We start from the raw sequence: 16,931 nt of genomic DNA, 5'->3' as shown, positions 1-16,931 counted from the left end.
AGCTGACGAAATGGATGCTCGATATATAAGAAACACAGGAAGCATGAAAAGCGCTGGTTTAGTCTTATTCATTGCCTTGCTTTCAGCAGCACTGGCCATTGCGGGGTACAGGTATGTGGATAACAGGGGCAGAAGCATTGACGTCTTCGCGAAAGGTCAGAAGGTGAGCTTTGTCAGTGACCAGACCCCATCGAAATCCTCGGCAGGAAACCCGGATTTTGTGCAGGCCGCGGCGGCCGTGATACCTGCTGTGGTGCATATAAAGACCACGTTTGAGGGAGCAAGTGACACTTTCTACGATCTTTTCGGTGCACGTCAGTCCCCGATACTTGCCAGGGGTTCCGGTTCGGGTGTATTAATCACACCGGACGGGTACATCGTCACCAACAACCATGTGATCGAAAATGCCGCGTCCATAGAAGTCATTCTGCCTGACAAACGCAGCCTGGAAGCCAAATTAATCGGGAGGGACCCGAACACTGACCTTGCATTAGTGAAGGTGAATGGCGATGGGTTCCCGGTGGTACCTCTTGGCAACTCCGATGCGGTGCAGGTGGGGGAATGGGTGTTGGCGGTAGGATACCCTTATTCGCTTAATTCTACCGTTACGGCCGGAATAGTGAGCGCCAAAGGCAGAAGTATCGGTATCTTGAACCGCCCGAGCCAGGGCGCCTTTGCGGATCCATCACAGCTTACCTCCAGCACAGCCATCGAGTCCTTCATTCAAACGGATGCCGCGATCAATTCCGGCAACAGCGGCGGTGCCTTGGTGAACACGAATGGGCAACTTATCGGTATCAATGCGGCGATCGCCTCTCAAACAGGAAGCTATGCCGGCTATGGGTTTGCTATACCCGTGAACCTGATGCAGAAGGTGGTGAGTGACTTCAGGCGGTATGGAAAAGTGAGGCGCGGGTATCTGGGCATCAGTTTTCCGGTGCCCGCCGTGGAAGACCAGGTACTCAGGGAACGGGGGATAGATCCTGCAGCAGTGAAAGGAGTGTACGTGCTCGGCGTGCAGCCTGAGAGCGGGGCCGCCGCGGCGGGCCTTGCGGAAGGTGATATCATCAAAAGTATAGACGGTGCAAGGGTGTTATCCTCCTCGGAACTTGCAGAAAGAATTGCCCGCCATCAACCAGGAGACAAGGTGCAGGTCGCTTATTTGCGCGAGGGTCGCACCCGCGAAGTGGAGGTTACGCTGAAAGGGGAGGACTCGGACAAGGAAAAAGCCGGCAAAAGCGGGGCAGCCAAAGGACTACAGGCGAAGCTTGGTGCCAGCTTCGCACCGCTACCGGACCGAATAAAGGAACAATACGGCTTGAGCGCAGGGGTATATGTAACCGAGGTGGCAAGGGGAGGCCTTTTTGAACTGGCAGGCATACCCAAAGGCACCATCATCACCAGTATAAACGGAAGACCGGTCAATACGCTTTCAGAGGTTGACAAAGCCGTCGGCGCTTCGCAAAGCGGAATGGTTCGTATCGAAGGCATTGCACCTGATGGAACGGGTTTTATTTTCAGCTTCCCCCTCGGCACGTAACCTCCGCTGAACAGGATCCATAAATAAGTTAGCGGCTGTCCGGCACTGTTTTAGCCACTGGAGTCAGACGTTTGCCTAATATGCTTTCCAGGTCTTCCTGGAACACCACCTCTTTTTTCAAAAGTAGTTCGGCCAGTCGCACATGCGCCTCCTGGTTTTTTTGCAGGATTTCCTTCGCCTTCGCATATGCTTCACTTATCAGCTTGATTACCTCCTCATCTATCAGCCTGCCGGTTTCCTCGCTGTATGGTTTGGAGAGGCGGGTGTCCTGCTTTCCCGTGGAGTCATAGAAGCTGATGTTGCCGATCCTCTTGTCAAAGCCATAGTAGGCCACCATCATATAGGCTTCCTTGGTGGCTTTCTCCAGGTCGTCCAGCGCGCCCGAGGTCACTTCGCCAAATGTGATTTCCTCTGCGGCCCTGCCCGCGAGCATGGCGCTCAGGTGCTCCGTGAAGGCGGTGGCAGACTTTAACTGATGCTCTTCCGGCAGATACCAGGCAGCCCCCAGCGACTTGCCCCTCGGGATGATAGAGACCTTGACCAACGGGTCTACGTGCGTGAGCAGCCAGCTGACAACCGCGTGCCCTGCCTCGTGGTAAGCGATGATCTTTTTCTCCTCCGGAGATATGACTTTACTTTTTCTTTCAAGCCCGGCCACGATCCTGTCAAGGGAGTCCAGGAAATCCTGCCTGCTGATGCTGTCCTTTTTCCTTCTGGCGGCAATCAGGGCGGCTTCGTTGCATACGTTGGCTATGTCGGCACCGGAGAACCCGGGCGTCTGGCCAGCCAGAAACGCCACATCCACGGATGGGTCAATCTTAAGGGGGCGCAGGTGGACCTGGAAAATTGCTTCCCGCTCTCTGATGTTCGGTAGTTCCAGGTAGATGTGCCTGTCAAACCGGCCGGGGCGCAGCAGCGCCGGGTCCAGCAGGTCGGCGCGGTTGGTGGCTGCCAGCACGATCACACCGCTGTTCGTCTCAAAGCCGTCCAGCTCGGTCAGCAGTTGGTTCAAAGTGCTTTCCCGCTCGTCGTTGGAGCCGGAGAAATAGGCCCTGTTTCCCCGGGACTGTCCGATGCTGTCTATCTCATCGATAAAAATGATGGATGGGGCTTTTTCCTTTGCCTGCCTGAACAGGTCCCGTACCCGCGAGGCCCCCACCCCCACGAACATCTCTACAAACTCGGAGCCCGACATGGAGAAAAAGGGCACATCAGCCTCACCGGCCATGGCTTTAGCCAGCAGCGTTTTGCCAGTTCCAGGAGGCCCTACCATCATAACCCCCTTCGGGATTTTGGCGCCCAGCTTGGTGTAATCCTCCGGATTTCGAAGAAAGTCTACGACTTCCTTTACTTCCATGGCAGCCTCATCCAATCCTGCCACATCTTTGAAAGTCACTTTACTCTTCTGCTCCTTGTTGAACAGCATCGCTTTGGATTTCCCGAAGTTAAAGACGGAGCTTCCGCCTGCACCACCTGCACTGCGCAGCAGGTAGCGCCAGAAGAATATGAACAGAAACAAAGGAAGCAGCCACACCAGCGCGGTGCCGATCCAATTTTCATGGTTGGTGTATATGACTTCTACCCGCTCCCCGGACGGGACGTTTTGCTGTGCTTCCTCCAGCTTCCGCTCAAAAGTCTCCACTGAGCCGATGGTAAAAGTATAATGGGGGCCGGGCAAAGCGGATTCACCGTTGCCGGGTTTCATGACTTCTTTGAAAGGAGCGGTATCGGCAAACTTTTCCTTGATGTATACATTGGCTTCTGCGCCATTGATAACCTCGATTTTTTCGATTGCGTTTTTGCTGAGCATGGTCCTCTCCACCTCCAGCCAGGACGTTTCCCGGTCTGGAGAAACGTCCGCGTTGTAGATGGCAAAAAAAAGGATCAGGCCCAGGATCATCAGGTAGCTCAGCATGGAAGGTACCGTTATCTGGGGTTTTTCGTTTTTGCCGTCTTTTGGAGGGGTTGTCTCAGTCAAAGTAGAAGTATGAAGTGGTTCTTCTTTTTACTATATCTTCTAAAGAATGGATTTTATTTTACCTAAAGCAATGATCTCTATCAGTTTATAATTTTAATATACAACCTATATACCCTTCGTCTTGATGCAGGTGAAAAGATATTTCTGCCCGCGTATGGACTTTGGGCCACCACGTTTTAAGTGTTTTAGATCATCATATAGAGGATATGCCCTCGTATAGGTAAATACGGCTGGAGCAAAAGGCACTGCGCTGGCAGGACGCTCTGGTAAAGCTATGAAAGGGATGTAAGTTAGATTTGAAAATTCTAAGGCGATGAAGATTCCGCTTGAAATGAACGCAATGGTGCTGGAGAGGCAGGGGCAGCCGCTTGTCTATAAAACCGTTCCGGTGCCAACACCATTTGCACAGCAGGTGCTTGTGAAGGTAAATTCCTGCGGCGTGTGCAGGACCGACCTGCATGTGCTGGACGGAGAACTCCCCAAACCGAAGCTGCCCCTCATCATGGGACACGAGATCGTAGGGACTGTGGTAAGCACAGGGGCAGAGGTGAAGCTTGTGAGGGAAGGCGATGCGGTCGGTATTCCCTGGCTGGGTTATACGTGCGGGCGGTGCCGGTACTGCCTGCGCCAGAAAGAGAACCTGTGTGAAAATGCCCTCTTTACCGGATATACCCTCAACGGCGGTTATGCAGAATTTACGCTGGCGGATGAGCGCTATTGCTTCCCACTTCCATCGTCAGCCGGACCCGCCACTGCCCCGTTGCTCTGCGCCGGCCTTATCGGTTACCGCTCCTACACGATGGCGGGGGAAGCCATTAAAAGCCTCGGCATCTACGGTTTCGGAGCGGCGGCGCATATAGTTATCCAATTGGCCATTTACCAGGGCATAGAAGTCTATGCCTTCACGCGGGAAGGGGACGCGGCTGCGCAGCAGTTCGCCCTGCGCCTTGGAGCAGTGTGGGCCGGAGATTCCGAACAGGCGCCCCCCCGTAAACTGGATGCCGCCATTATTTTTGCGCCGGCAGGCCAACTGGTGCCTAAGGCTTTAGCCGCTGTAGACAAAGGCGGCACAGTGGTTTGCGGAGGGATCCATATGAGTGATATTCCCTCTTTTCCTTACCATATCCTGTGGGGGGAAAGGGTGCTTCGCTCCGTGGCCAACCTCACTCGCCAAGACGGTGTGGAATTTCTGAAGCTTGCGCCCCAGGTTCCTGTTAAAACGCAAATTCAACCCTTCAACCTGTCGCAGGCCAACGAGGCCCTGGAGGCCCTGCGACAGGGCAGGCTAACCGGTGCAGCAGTACTGGTGATGGATTGAACAGACGCTTTTACTGTAGTTGCTACCCCTGGCACGAGCAGTATAGGCAGTTGCAAAGGCAGGTTGTCTAACAGAAAATGCTCCTAACTGCACGCCTGCATTTTCCACCTCTTCACACAATGCACTTGCTTTGGCCTTTAAAAGTGACCAGTGTCATCGAAATAGAAGGTATATACTGATTGTTGTCACTTTCCTTAATTTGGGACCCTTCCGGTTTAACTAATAGAATTATGATTCGTTTATTCTAATAAATAATAGGTAATGTTATAAACATAGCTATTATTGTGTATAGAGATAATCAGTAATTTATGTTAAACCTTAATTAGTTAAAGCCATGGCAAACTTGATGAAAAGAAACGGCGGAGTCTCAACTCCCACCCGTTCTGTGTTTTCAGACTTCTTTACAGACATTGATCGTATGTTCGACAACGATTTCTTCCTGATGCCCATGAACCTGAAAAGGCAGATGGAAGGTAAAGTACCGTCAGTTAACATCCGCGATAAGGAGAAAGAGTTCCTCATCGAGGTGGCGGCGCCCGGCATGAAGAAGGAGGACTTTAACATCGACATGGAGGAGGGCATGCTGACCATCAGCAGCCAGAAAGAGGAAGATAAAACAGAGGAGAAGGAGAACTACAAGAGACGGGAGTATAACTACAGCTCTTTCAGCCGCTCTTTCAACCTGCCTGAGAACGTGAAGCCCGAGGAAATCAAAGCCCAATACCAAGACGGTGTTTTAAGCTTAACAATACCGAAGAAGCAGGAGCAGGAAAAACCAAAGCAGAAGATAAAAATTCAATAAGAAAATATAACCCGCGCCATATCAGTGGCGCGGGTTTTTAATTTTGGGTAGTGATAAAGAAGTAATGCTATGCCCTCGCTCGCCTCTGGCGAGTGTGAGTTATCAGGAGGCGTCCCGCCTCGTTTAACTCTATGTTATGGTTGCTCAGCGGCCAGAGGCCGACCTATAGCTCACACTCGCCAGAGGCGAGCGAGGGCAGCCGTAGCTGTATTTTTAAACCAGCATTACTTCTTTATCACTACCTAATTTTGTAGGCAGAGGAATGCGCTTTACGGATAAATTAATCTATATACAGCCCTTTGAAAAACTCATAGAATGCTTGAGCAGGTTCTGCTGCTAATTAAAAAAGCAGTTCCTGAAAGCATATTCATGGTTCTGGCAGTTGAAAAAAGCCTGATCAAGTCTCAGCATATAAAGTGGTTCCCCATATATCAAGCATCCTGAAGTTGCCCCCCTTTAATATCCCTCAGTTAATTTTTCACGAGAAAGAATATGACGGTTCCAGAGTTGAAGCTCTTTTGGATGTACTACTTTATCGCCTCAAAGGATGGAGTGCTAAACGTTACCTCTAGAGGTACCTTTCCGTAAACTTATAAAGATCTTTCCTGTACTGTTTGAAGTCGTAGTTGAAGGCCTTTATTTGATATTCGTACTTTTTGTGTACTTCCCGGTATAGCTGCTCATTAAAAGGGGATTTGTTCTGTAACAGCCTTTCCAGGTACCTTTCATGCTCCCGGATATCATGTTCAAACTGGTCTAATAACTCACCTTTAAAGTACAGGATCAGGTTCTGGAAATGATCTATCCCTTTCTTGCCCTCCACAGAGGTTATTCTCCCCGCCACTCTTTCAAGCAGCCGCTGGTAGAAGTCCATCTCAACGCTCCAGAAATTTATGTCAGAGAGCCAGGATCTGCTCTCTCTGTGTAAATCCGCGAGGCTTACCTCAAGCAGATAATTAGTATTTACCGGACTGAGACTTTTCATTTTTCTCATATTTAGGTTATGCAAAAGCCAAACAGGGTGTTTAAAGCAAATCTATATGGTTTAATGTAAATAACTTAGAATCTCCGGGTGAGCGACAGAAGCCAGCTATGCAAGGACAAGGCTGTTATTCTATATACGTGGCAAAGTTGAATTAATAATCGGTTTTTTTACTTTCTTAACCTCTGTGATATGACTTGTTGCATGTAAGGGAGTGCCAGATGTTAGCCTGCTTTAACAAGAACAAAGCAGATAGCTGAGAAAGTAGCGCCATAAACGGGCTATATATGCGCTCGAGAAAGCAAGCAGCAGGGGAATTTGCTACAGGTTTTTGTTCAGCTCGCTCATGAGCAGCTCCTCTTCCTGCCGCTCGAGTTCTTCCAGCGCCTCTGCCCTCGGGCTCGCCAGTGCCTCCTGCACATCATCGTCTTCAATCTGGTGGTACACCTGCCGGGCCTGCTGCACGAGCGCCCGGAAAAGGCGGCGCTGGTCTTTTTGCTGGGGCAGGTACTCCGGGTGCCACTGTACGCCCACTATGTATTCCTCCTCCACGCTCTCGATGCCCTGCACCACGCCATTTCGCTCACGGGCTACTATTTCGATGCCCTTCCCGGGATCTTTCACTGCCTGGTGATGCAGGGCGTTTATTCTTAAGTGCTCCACCCCCAGCACGCCGGCCAGTCTGCTGCCCGGTTTCAGGTTCACCCGCTTCACAGGAAAAATGCTGCTCGGGTTCGGCTCCTCCAGGTAAAAAGTGTTGATGTCCTGGTAAAGGGTGCCGCGGAAGTACACGTTCAGGAGCTGGGAACCGCGGCAAATACCCATGATGGGGAGCTTTTTCTTGACCGCCTGGTCAATCAGCTGAAACTCGAGGTGATCGCGTTCCCGGTCCAGGCTCCAGCCCTTCTTCCGGCTGAAAAGCTTCCGGGCAAAGAACAGGGCGGGGTAATACAGCCAGCGGGTGAAGCGTCCAATCCGTTGAAAAATGTTTTTCCGGGGTTGCTGAATGGTCCGGGCGAGGTATTCGTCCAGCACGTTGTCCTGCTGATAGGTACTGGGGTCCACATCGGCGCCGCCCCCGACAATCAACCCCTGCAGGCCATCGGCGGTGCGGGGGCTGGCAGGTGTGATGCGCACAGGCCTGCCGCCCGCTATCCAGACGGCCAGCGCCGAGAAAAACCAGGCTACACCGCCTCCTCTGTCCGGGCCTGTCACGCCGATGGTAGGTCTGTCACGGTTGATCTTAGATTTCTTTTTGATTAAAGCCACTTTTCTGTCTCTTTTGTCCATTTACCTGCAAACCCAAGAAGCGTTTCCTGCTTCAGCGTGAGATACCGACGGCTCATCTCCGCCAGCCGCTCCGGGTCATTGGCCAGTTCTTCTACTGTTATCCAGTTATTCCACTCCTGCGCCAGCGTCCAATCCGGCCTCGAAACCCAGCTGTTTGGCAGCCTGTAGTGGAATGTCTCCCTTGCCTTCACATTGCCAAGGTCCGTATAGGCACTTATTTTATTTGCGCGCACGGCTGCAAAGAATGGGTACATATCGAGGGGGCGGTTCCGGTCGGGGTTCAGCCGGTGGTAGTCTTCTATCAGCGTATCTATATCGGGCTGGTAGGAGGAGGGTAAAATCAGCGTTGCGTACTCATCCGGGAAGGGGTTGATGAAGGCCGTCATTTTGCGGGCGAAGTCAGTCTCCCCTTTCTCCAGCAGCCAGGGATACAGCAACAGGAATGCCCGCAGGTAGCGCAGGATCGTTTCGGCATCAGGGGCGGGTACCTCCGGGTTGATGTGGGTGGCAAAAGCATTCGTTATGAAAGCCTCCGTTCCCTTGGCGTGGTGCTCGTACAGGGCCTGCCGCAGCTTTTCAAACTGCCGGAGTTCTGTGGCAGGCACAGGGGGCGTCGTGATCTCATACGGGATGACCTTGTTCACCACCCGCTCCAGCACCTCTTCCACTTCGTCCTCCAGCGTTTCATCCCCGATGCGGATGTCCTGTAAATGGATGTTCAGCTTGTCGAGCGGTTCTTTGTAGGTTTTCTCGTTCAGCAGCTTCAGGTCTATTTTCACGGAGAAGTCTCCGATTCTGGAGCCTGTTACCTCCCTGGAGAATCGGTGCTTTACCTGCTCTTTGCCGCCATACAACTGCTGTATAATCCTCACAGAGTCTTCTATGTTTACGTTGGCGTACTCCAACTCTAGTCCCACTTTTCTGATCTCGCCATTGGCGTTATGGAGCACCGGCAGTTGTTTGAATTGCATTTGTTTTCAGTTTAGCTGCCTTCTGCAAGGCAGGTTGTTTCTCGGTAAAACGTGAAAGAAACAAAGGCGTTGCAGGTTGAAGGGAAGCTTCGTTAGCTCGAAAAGCAGTTTTGGGCTCCGGAGCCATACCTAAAAAGCAAGGGAATCGGTAAAAAGGTTGAGCTGTTGGGAGAGATGGAAGTAGTTGCAATAGATTGGTCTGTTGATTTCCGGCAGTTGCTCTATGATTTATATATGGAGGGTAGAGGAAACAGCCAAAAAGAGAAGCGCCGGCTCCTTTAACGGGAGCCGGCGCTTCTCTCTGAAAATTTTACTTTTCAACTTTTAGCCGTTTTTATATACGGCACTTCTTGTGCATAGGTTTAAAAAAATGTGAAATCAGGTGCAATTTATTTAGATGCGATCTGCTACAGCCGATATGGTTTATTTTTTCAGGATAAAGACTTCAAAGGATGATAGTCACCACAGGGCCAGCGGTTAGCACCTACAATTGCTTCACTGTTTTCGGGCGCTCTGCCGGTTCCTGGCTTCCTGTCCGGGAGAAGATCACGTGCACAGCCAGCGCCAGGGAGGAGAAAAAAAGTCCAACGCCCACCACCCCGTTCCAGCGCCATATATGCCAGGCCTGGCTGGCAATGAAGGTGCCGATGGCGCCGCCCATAAAATAGATGAACATATAGACGGTGTTCAGGCGGTTGCGGGCCTGGGGGTTGAGAGAGAAAATGAGCGTTTGGTTTGCTATATGCGACGCCTGCAGGCCCACATCCAGCAGGATGACGCCCACCACCAGGCCGAGCATGCTGTAACTGAAAAAGCCGAACACCAGGTAAGCGAGGATGAGCAGGGAGATGGTGGCCATGAGCATGTACCGGGTATCGAAGCGGTCGCTGAGCCTGCCCATGACAGAGGCCATCACCGCTCCGCCTGCCCCCACAAGCCCGAATGCCCCGGCCACATCGCTGCCGGCGTAGAAAGGCGGCCCTTCCAGCAGAAAGACCAGCGTGGTCCAGAAGCCACCGAAGCAGGCGAACGAGAGCGCCCCCCGCGCCGCGGCCAGCCGCAGTTTCGGCTCGGTCCGGAACAGGTGCACCAACGATTTCATCAGGCTGCGGTAGTTACCCTTGAAGTGTGGGTTCACTTCCGGTAGCAGGTAATACAGCACCACCCAGAGCACCAGCATCAGGCCAGCCGCAATCACGAACATGGCCCGCCAGCCTAGGTGTGCCCCCACAAAGCCGCTGAGCGTGCGCGAGCACAGGATGCCGATCAGCAGCCCGCTCATCACGGTGCCCACCGCCTTGCCCCGTGCCTCCGGCCGGGCCAGGTGCGCGGCCATCGGCAAAAACAGCTGCGGCACCACCGAGGTGGCGCCAACCAGCAGGCTGGCCGCCATCAGCACATATATGTTCGTGGAGAAAGCAGCCAGCAGCAGCGATAGGATGATCAGCACAAAATCAAACAGGATCAGGCGCTTGCGCCGCAGCATATCTCCTAACGGGATGATGAACAGCAGCCCGATCGCGTAGCCCACCTGGGTGAGCATAGCCACATTGCCCGCCTCTGCCTCAGTCACGTTGAAAGTCTTGGCGATTTCCACCAGCAGCGGCTGGTTGTAATAAATATTCGCCACCACCAACCCCGAGCCGATGGTCATCAGCCAAAGGGTGGCACGGGTAAGTTCAGGTTCGGGGGCGGAGTTATGGGGGTTTTGCATGCAAAGGAATAAGAATGCCAATATAAGCAACAACGGGTACAGAAACAGCCGCAGGGGAAAAAGTGTTTAAATAGGATTGCGGCAATAGAATACGTGTTTCTCCGTAACTTTACAAAACACGGAGCCTCAAGAATATGTTGTTTCAGCTATACCACCTTGAAGTTTGATTCCAACAAAGCAGTATAGCCGGGACTCCGTTCATATGAAAATAATTGCAGAAAATGAACAGGAGTGTCCTCATTTAGAGCGCCTTTCAAAATGACCGCTTGTCAGATGTGTGTCAAATAGCGCTTGCCTGTATATCCTATATCCCTGCTGCACCGTTAGCAGTTTGTGATGAAGCTGCCTGTTTGCTATTTCCAGTGCGACAGCTGCAGCCCAACAGTCGCTTTAAAAAATCAGCATGCAACGCATAATCTTACTATTGGGGATCATCTCCCTCTTCATGGACTGGTATGTATACCAGGGAATAAAACAGCTTACAGCAAAATGGCAATCCGCCTGGCTACGCATGGCGGTACGCTGGGCATACTGGTTTTTCTTTATCTGCCTGATCATCGGCTTTGGCATCTCTGTCTACTTTCGTTTCTCTGCCGACCGTTCCACGCCGCTGATCCAGTGGTTCATCAACGCGTTCCTGACTTTCTTCGTCACAAAGCTGGTTTTTCTGGTGGTGCTGTTTGCTGAAGACATTTCCCGCGCTGCAGTCGCGCTGATCCGGTTTATCAGGCGTGCTGGTAAAGGAGGGGCAGCCGAAAAGCCGCTGGTGCCGCACCGCCGCAAATTTATGAGTCAGTTGGCGCTAGCTCTATCCGCCATTCCCTTTGTTTCGTTTGTGTATGGCGTCACAAAGGGCAAATACGATTACAGGGTACACCGCCACACCTTGTACTTCGATGACCTGCCGGAAGCATTCGACGGTTTCACGATCACGCAGCTGTCTGATATTCACTCCGGCAGCTTTGGCGATGCAGCGGCCGTGCAGCGTGGCATAGACCTGGTGAGGGCGCAGAACGCTGATCTTTTCGTGTTTACCGGCGATCTTGTGAACGATATGGCTTCAGAGATTGAGCCTTTCATCAAGGCCTTTGGCCAGATCAAGGCTGCACATGGCCAGTTCTCGATCCTGGGCAACCACGATTATGGTTTATACCATGACTGGGAGAGCGAGGCGGCACGCGAGGCAAATTTTGTGAAACTGAAACAGCACCACGACCAGTTGGGATTCCGCCTGTTGCTGGACGAGCATGTTACCATCGAAAAGGATGGCGCGAAAATCGCTTTGCTGGGGGTGGAGAACTGGGGGGCGGGCTTCATACAGCAAGGCGACCTAGACAAAGCGCTGCTGGGAGTGGAGCCTGAAGCATTCAAAGTCCTGCTTTCGCACGATCCGTCGCATTTTGACGAAATCGTGAAAGTACACCCCGCACACGTGCACCTAACCCTTTCGGGGCACACGCATGGCATGCAGTTCGGGGTAGAAACCCCGCTTGTAAGGTGGAGCCCCGCCAAGTACCGCTACAAGAACTGGGCTGGACTGGCAAGGGAAAACAACAGGCTGCTGTATGTGAACAGGGGCTTCGGCTTCATCGGGTTCTCCGGCAGGGTAGGGATATGGCCTGAGATCACGGTGCTGGAGCTACGTAAAGGGAACGCGTGACGAGAGACGGCTAATGCCATTATCAGTTAATTCATGCGCATCACATTTAGCTTTCTACGGATTCCTTCTTGAAGGGGCAGGGGTGGGTGCTGTAAGCAGCTTCGTGCGCAGGATGCAAGTGATCGTACTATAAGTGTCGAAGGAAGCTCTCTGGATATATAGAGCTGAATAATTAATGTTCATCAGGCCCTAACCTGTATCCATTCTACTGCTCAGGTCTTTGGTTTTTTCTTTTTGGCGGCGGGAAACAGGATGTTGTTCAGGATGAGGCGGTAGCCGGGGGAGTTGGGGTGCAGGGCCAGGTCAGTGGGCTCCTCACCGGGCATATGCCAGTAATCCTCCGGGTCGTGGCCACCATAGAAGGTCCAGGTGCCATTGCCGATGCTGCCGTTCAGGTAACGCACCTCGCCAGCCTCCTCGGTTGCGCCCATCACGGTGGCAGCCGACTTCACGTGCTGTTTCTTAAAGGCGGTAGTCTGCCCCATAAACCCCCTGATGGTCTTTTCGTGGTTCTGCGTGAGCATGCTCGGGATCTGATCCCATTTGGCCGAGAAAGTGAACAGGGAGAAAAAATCGTTTTCCTCGTACAGCCCGCGCTCGCGGCGCTCGTTGTCGATGCTGGAGAACTCATGGCTGTAAGGCCCCAGGTATACCTCAAAGTCTTTGAAGGCCAGACTTTGGCTGAAATCAAGCTTTTGCTGTGCCTCCGGGTCCACTCCGTCGCCATCATATAATTCATCAACGATGTCAACACCGTTGGCGGCCAAAGCAATGTCGTAGGTATCGGTGGCCGAGCACATGGCAAACATAAAGCCGCCCCCAGCCACAAAGGCCTTTATTTCTTTCACCACCCCCAGTTTCATCTGCGACACCTTTTCGTAGCCATACCGGCGCGCCACCCCCTCAGATTCCATCTGCTGGCTCATCAGCCATTCTCCGTGACGCCGGCCAGACTTCCCGTACTGCCCGGTAAAGTCCTCGTGGTGCAGGTGCAGCCAGTCGTAGCGGGGGAGTTTTTTGGCCAGGACCTCTTCATCAAACACATGGTCGTAGGGGATTTCGGCGTAGTTTAACACCAGCGTCACAGCGTCATCCCACGGCTGATGCGTTTTGGGAGAGTACACGGCAATCATTGGCACCTTCTCCAACTTCATCACGTCCATGTTCACGTCCGGATCCGCTATTTCTTCCAGAAGTCTACTATACTGTGCGTCCGTCAGTAAGGTGTAGCTGACGCCTCTTGCCCGCAACTCCTCCTCAAAGAGATCTGTTTGGCCGAAACCGAAGCTGCCGCCCCGGTAGTTAAGCAGCCAATCCACTTCCTGCTGGTGCTGCAGGACCCAATAAGCCACTCCATAGGCTTTCAGGTGGTTTTTCTGTGCGTCGTCCATGGGCACCAGCACCTGGTTGGCAGTGGCTTCTAATGCGAGGAGCAGTACGAAGGCGAGGCTGATGTATAGTCGCTTGCTCATATTCCGGAAGAAAGGGTAGCGGGATAAATATATAAAATCTATCCATAATTTCATTCTATATAGGAAGTATTTTAATTGGGTATCAGCATGTTGCAGGCAGGGCAGGCAATTTATGGTATGCTGTCAGTCGGCGTGGTGCAGCTGCTGTTCAGTTAGCTTTCGTTTTCTTCCTGTATAGCCTGCAGCTCGGGCAGCTTAGAAGAGCCTGGCCCAGTATCGATAGGGTAGATGATCTAAAGGAGAACGGCATATGATCCGCTTTCTCTGAAGCGTCGGGTTTGGTCGCCATGGTCCCAAAGCTGCGGCTGCGGAAACAAAAAAGAGCACCCTGCAGGCGCTCTTTCGGTTTTGATTTTACGGGAATGGTTATCATCCGCCGCCTACTTTACTTTGCTCAGGCAACTCGTTGTAGCCTGTCATTTTCTCCTTCTTGTTCGCCTCTTCCGGGGCATGCCCCTTCCGGCTATTGTCTTCAGGTGCAGGCTTGCCGGCGTCATTGGCTGTCGCTTCGGTGTCTCCTGTTACTTTCGCGCCTTCTTTCTCTACCTCAGCGGCGGTTTTCTTATTGTCTTCCATAGCTTTCACATTTGGTGTCTACTTCCTATAAGTAAATCAGGAGCTAAAAGTTTCCGTCCTGTGCTGTTTCGCCTGTGCAGCAAGCCCGAATGGAAAAACGCCTCCGTGATTTTTATGTAAACTAAATTTATAAAATATTACCTATTTTGAATTTTAAAAATCTTATTTCTGTTTCTGAAATAGCCGCCGTATCAAAACAAATGTACAGGTGCATTGTCTTTGAATTGATGCCGCAATTGTTTAACTTATATGTTTGCTAACATTGGATGTATAGGTTTGGTTGCACGGGGCATGCTTGGCTCTAAAGAGATGCAAAAGCGTAATCATATCTTTGAGGGTAATAGTAAAAGCATTATTATTCTCGTTTAAGTACTTTAATTCAGCTGTTGGAAAGTAGCCTCAACAGTGAATGTGGCAAGCGGCGCGGAAGGACAGGTAGACAGAAGCCCTGAATTTTTTGGCTCTTACGAAAGCGCCAGACACTAAACAGGCACACTTTCTGTTATTGCTTTGAGGATACCAATTTATATATACCATCATTTCTTATGGGCAGATTTTAGCTGAGCAGTAGCTTATATTCCAGGTAAGATTTTGAAACACTGCTTTTGCTTCATGTTGTAAAATGATTCGGACTATGTTATAAAGACACACCCTATGAACATTTTAGAAAAGATCAAGACAAATTATAGTGCTTCAATGAACGAGATGACAGTAGCTGCCTATCTCGAGGAGTGTAAGAAGAACCCGAAAGCATACGCCAAACCCGCCGAGAGGATATTGGATGCCATCGGGGAGCCGGAAATCGTGGACACGCGCCAGGACCCGGTGCTGAGCAGGATCTTCTCCAACAAAAGAATCAAGGTGTACCCGGCCTTCAGGGACTTCTACGGCATGGAGAGCACCGTGGAGCAGATCGTTTCCTACTTCAGGCACTCGGCGCAGGGCCTGGAGGAAAAGAAACAGATTCTGTACCTGATGGGCCCGGTGGGAGGCGGTAAGAGCTCGTTGGCCGAGAAGCTGAAGCACCTGATGCAGCAGCACCCCATTTATGTGCTGAAGGCAGGTGAAGAGGTGAGCCCGGTGTTTGAAAGCCCGCTGGGGTTGTTTGCCGATTATACCGACGAGTTGGAAGAAGAGTACAACATTCCGTCCAGGTACGTGCCGGGCTGCATGAGCCCCTGGGCCTCAAAGCGGCTGCGGGAGTTCGGGGGGGACATCAACCGCTTTAAAGTGATCATGCTTTACCCCTCTATCCAGGAGCAGATCGCGATCTCCAAAACGGAGCCCGGAGACGAGAACAACCAGGATATCTCCACGCTCGTGGGCAAGGTCGATATCCGGAAGCTGGCCGAATACCAGCAAAGCGACCCGGATGCCTATTCCTATACCGGTGGCCTTTGCCTGGCCAACCAGGGCCTGCTGGAGTTTGTGGAGATGTTCAAGGCCCCGATCAAAGTACTCAACCCACTGCTGACCGCGACCCAGGAGAAAAACTACAAAGGCACTGAGCCCATAGGCGCTATTCCGTTCGACGGGATCATCCTGGCGCACTCCAACGAGTCGGAGTGGTCTAAGTTTCTGAACGACAAGAAGAACGAGGCCTTTCTGGACCGCATATACAAGGTGCAGGTGCCGTATTGCCTGCGCGTGAGCGAGGAGATCAAGATATATGAGAAGCTCATCCGGGAAAGCTCCCTGAAGGCAGCTCCCTGCGCCCCTAAAACCATTGAGCTGCTGGCTGAGTTTTCGGTGATGTCGCGGCTGAAGGAGCCGGAGAACTCCACCATCTACTCCAAGATGCGGGTATATAACGGCGAAACCCTCCGCGAAACCGACCCCAATGCCAAGTCCATCCAGGAGTACCGTGATGATGCCGGCATCAACGAGGGGATGCAGGGAATCTCCACAAGGTTTGCGTTCAAGATCCTTTCCAAAGTGTTCAACTTTGACAGCGAGGAGATAGCCGCCAACCCGGTGCATTTGCTGTATGTACTGGAGCAGGAGGTGATCAAGATGATGCTGCCGCCGGAAACCGAGTCGAAGTACCTGCACCTGATCAAATCGGTGCTGGCCAGCAAGTATGCCGAGTTTATTGCTGACGAGATCCAGAAAGCCTATATCGAGTCTTACAGCTCGTACGGGCAGAATATCTTTGACAAGTACGTGATATACGCCGACCACTGGATGCAGAACAACGATTACCGCGACCCGGATTCGGGGGAGATCTTCGACAGAAGCATTCTGAATGCGGAGCTGGAGAAAATAGAGAAGCCGGCCGGCATCGCCAATCCGAAGGATTTCCGGGCCGAGGTGACCAACTTCACGCTGCGCTATAAGGCCAACCACGGCGGAGAGAGCCCGCGTTGGGATTCTTATGAGAAGATCAAGAACGTGATCGAGAAAAAGATCTTCACCAATACCGAAGATCTGCTGCCGGTGGTGTCTTTCACAGCGAAATCAAACAAGGAGGATGAGAAGAAACACAAGGACTTCACCAAACGGATGAAAGACCGCGGCTATACCGACAAGCAGATCAGAATTCTGGTGGATTGGTTTATGCGCGTGCGGAAGACGATGGGGTAAATTAGTTAAGAGTTAAAAGTCGAAAGTTTATTTATTGATCGTTCT

At 51.9% G+C, this 16,931-nt stretch carries 12 protein-coding genes; 5 read left to right on the top strand and 7 right to left on the bottom strand.

Annotated features, from left to right (window positions below; translation table 11 throughout):
• The first annotated feature begins 43 nt into the window (after positions 1–43).
• On the top strand, positions 44–1,540 hold the full coding sequence (locus ABD920_RS14345; RefSeq protein ID WP_345159990.1) for a trypsin-like peptidase domain-containing protein: 1,497 nt from the start codon (positions 44–46) through the stop codon (positions 1,538–1,540).
• Between the two features lie 28 nt (positions 1,541–1,568).
• On the opposite strand, the gene ftsH is transcribed toward ABD920_RS14345, so the two are convergent.
• Complete coding sequence (ftsH, locus tag ABD920_RS14340; RefSeq protein ID WP_345159988.1) at positions 1,569–3,518, bottom strand: ATP-dependent zinc metalloprotease FtsH; 1,950 nt, start codon at positions 3,516–3,518, stop codon at positions 1,569–1,571.
• A 313-nt stretch (positions 3,519–3,831) separates the two neighbouring features.
• On the opposite strand from ftsH, the gene ABD920_RS14335 reads away from it, so the two are divergent.
• Positions 3,832–4,836 carry a zinc-dependent alcohol dehydrogenase family protein gene (locus tag ABD920_RS14335; RefSeq protein WP_345159987.1) on the top strand — a complete coding sequence of 335 codons (1,005 nt, stop codon included), beginning with the start codon at positions 3,832–3,834 and terminating at the stop codon, positions 4,834–4,836.
• 334 nt (positions 4,837–5,170) lie between these two features.
• Positions 5,171–5,638, top strand: coding sequence for an Hsp20/alpha crystallin family protein (locus tag ABD920_RS14330; protein ID WP_345159986.1), 468 nt, complete (start codon positions 5,171–5,173; stop codon positions 5,636–5,638).
• A gap of 568 nt (positions 5,639–6,206) precedes the next feature.
• Here the strand turns inward: ABD920_RS14330 and ABD920_RS14325 are convergent.
• The 4 genes from ABD920_RS14325 to ABD920_RS14310 form a co-directional block, all read right to left on the bottom strand.
• The gene (locus ABD920_RS14325) at positions 6,207–6,632 is read right to left on the bottom strand and encodes a hypothetical protein (RefSeq protein ID WP_345159984.1); all 426 of its coding nucleotides are present in this window, start codon (positions 6,630–6,632) and stop codon (positions 6,207–6,209) included.
• Positions 6,633–6,941: 309 nt separating this feature from the next.
• Positions 6,942–7,889 carry a gamma-glutamyl-gamma-aminobutyrate hydrolase family protein gene (locus ABD920_RS14320; RefSeq protein WP_345159983.1) on the bottom strand — a complete coding sequence of 316 codons (948 nt, stop codon included), beginning with the start codon at positions 7,887–7,889 and terminating at the stop codon, positions 6,942–6,944.
• Positions 7,880–8,881, bottom strand: a complete 1,002-nt coding sequence (locus ABD920_RS14315; RefSeq protein ID WP_345159981.1) for an amidoligase family protein — start codon at positions 8,879–8,881, stop codon at positions 7,880–7,882. The genes ABD920_RS14320 and ABD920_RS14315 overlap by 10 nt, the downstream gene beginning before the upstream one ends.
• Before the next feature lie 484 nt (positions 8,882–9,365).
• The gene (locus ABD920_RS14310; RefSeq protein WP_345159979.1) at positions 9,366–10,595 is read right to left on the bottom strand and encodes an MFS transporter; all 1,230 of its coding nucleotides are present in this window, start codon (positions 10,593–10,595) and stop codon (positions 9,366–9,368) included.
• 403 nt (positions 10,596–10,998) lie between these two features.
• On the opposite strand from ABD920_RS14310, the gene ABD920_RS14305 reads away from it, so the two are divergent.
• Positions 10,999–12,255 carry a metallophosphoesterase gene (locus ABD920_RS14305; RefSeq protein ID WP_345159978.1) on the top strand — a complete coding sequence of 419 codons (1,257 nt, stop codon included), beginning with the start codon at positions 10,999–11,001 and terminating at the stop codon, positions 12,253–12,255.
• Positions 12,256–12,467: 212 nt separating this feature from the next.
• Here the strand turns inward: ABD920_RS14305 and ABD920_RS14300 are convergent, their stop codons facing one another.
• On the bottom strand, positions 12,468–13,727 hold the full coding sequence (locus tag ABD920_RS14300; protein WP_345160797.1) for an asparagine synthetase B: 1,260 nt from the start codon (positions 13,725–13,727) through the stop codon (positions 12,468–12,470).
• A gap of 369 nt (positions 13,728–14,096) precedes the next feature.
• Complete coding sequence (locus tag ABD920_RS14295) at positions 14,097–14,303, bottom strand: hypothetical protein (protein WP_345159977.1); 207 nt, start codon at positions 14,301–14,303, stop codon at positions 14,097–14,099.
• Between the two features lie 654 nt (positions 14,304–14,957).
• On the opposite strand from ABD920_RS14295, the gene ABD920_RS14290 reads away from it, so the two are divergent.
• Entirely contained in the window at positions 14,958–16,886 is a 1,929-nt protein-coding gene (locus tag ABD920_RS14290; RefSeq protein ID WP_345159975.1) for a PrkA family serine protein kinase, read from the top strand.
• The last annotated feature ends 45 nt before the right edge of the window (positions 16,887–16,931 follow it).

Source organism: Pontibacter saemangeumensis, from assembly GCF_039541895.1.
GTDB lineage: Bacteria > Bacteroidota > Bacteroidia > Cytophagales > Hymenobacteraceae > Pontibacter > Pontibacter saemangeumensis.
Note: the sequence above shows the minus strand (reverse complement) of the source record. Positions and strands in the feature narration are given on the sequence as shown.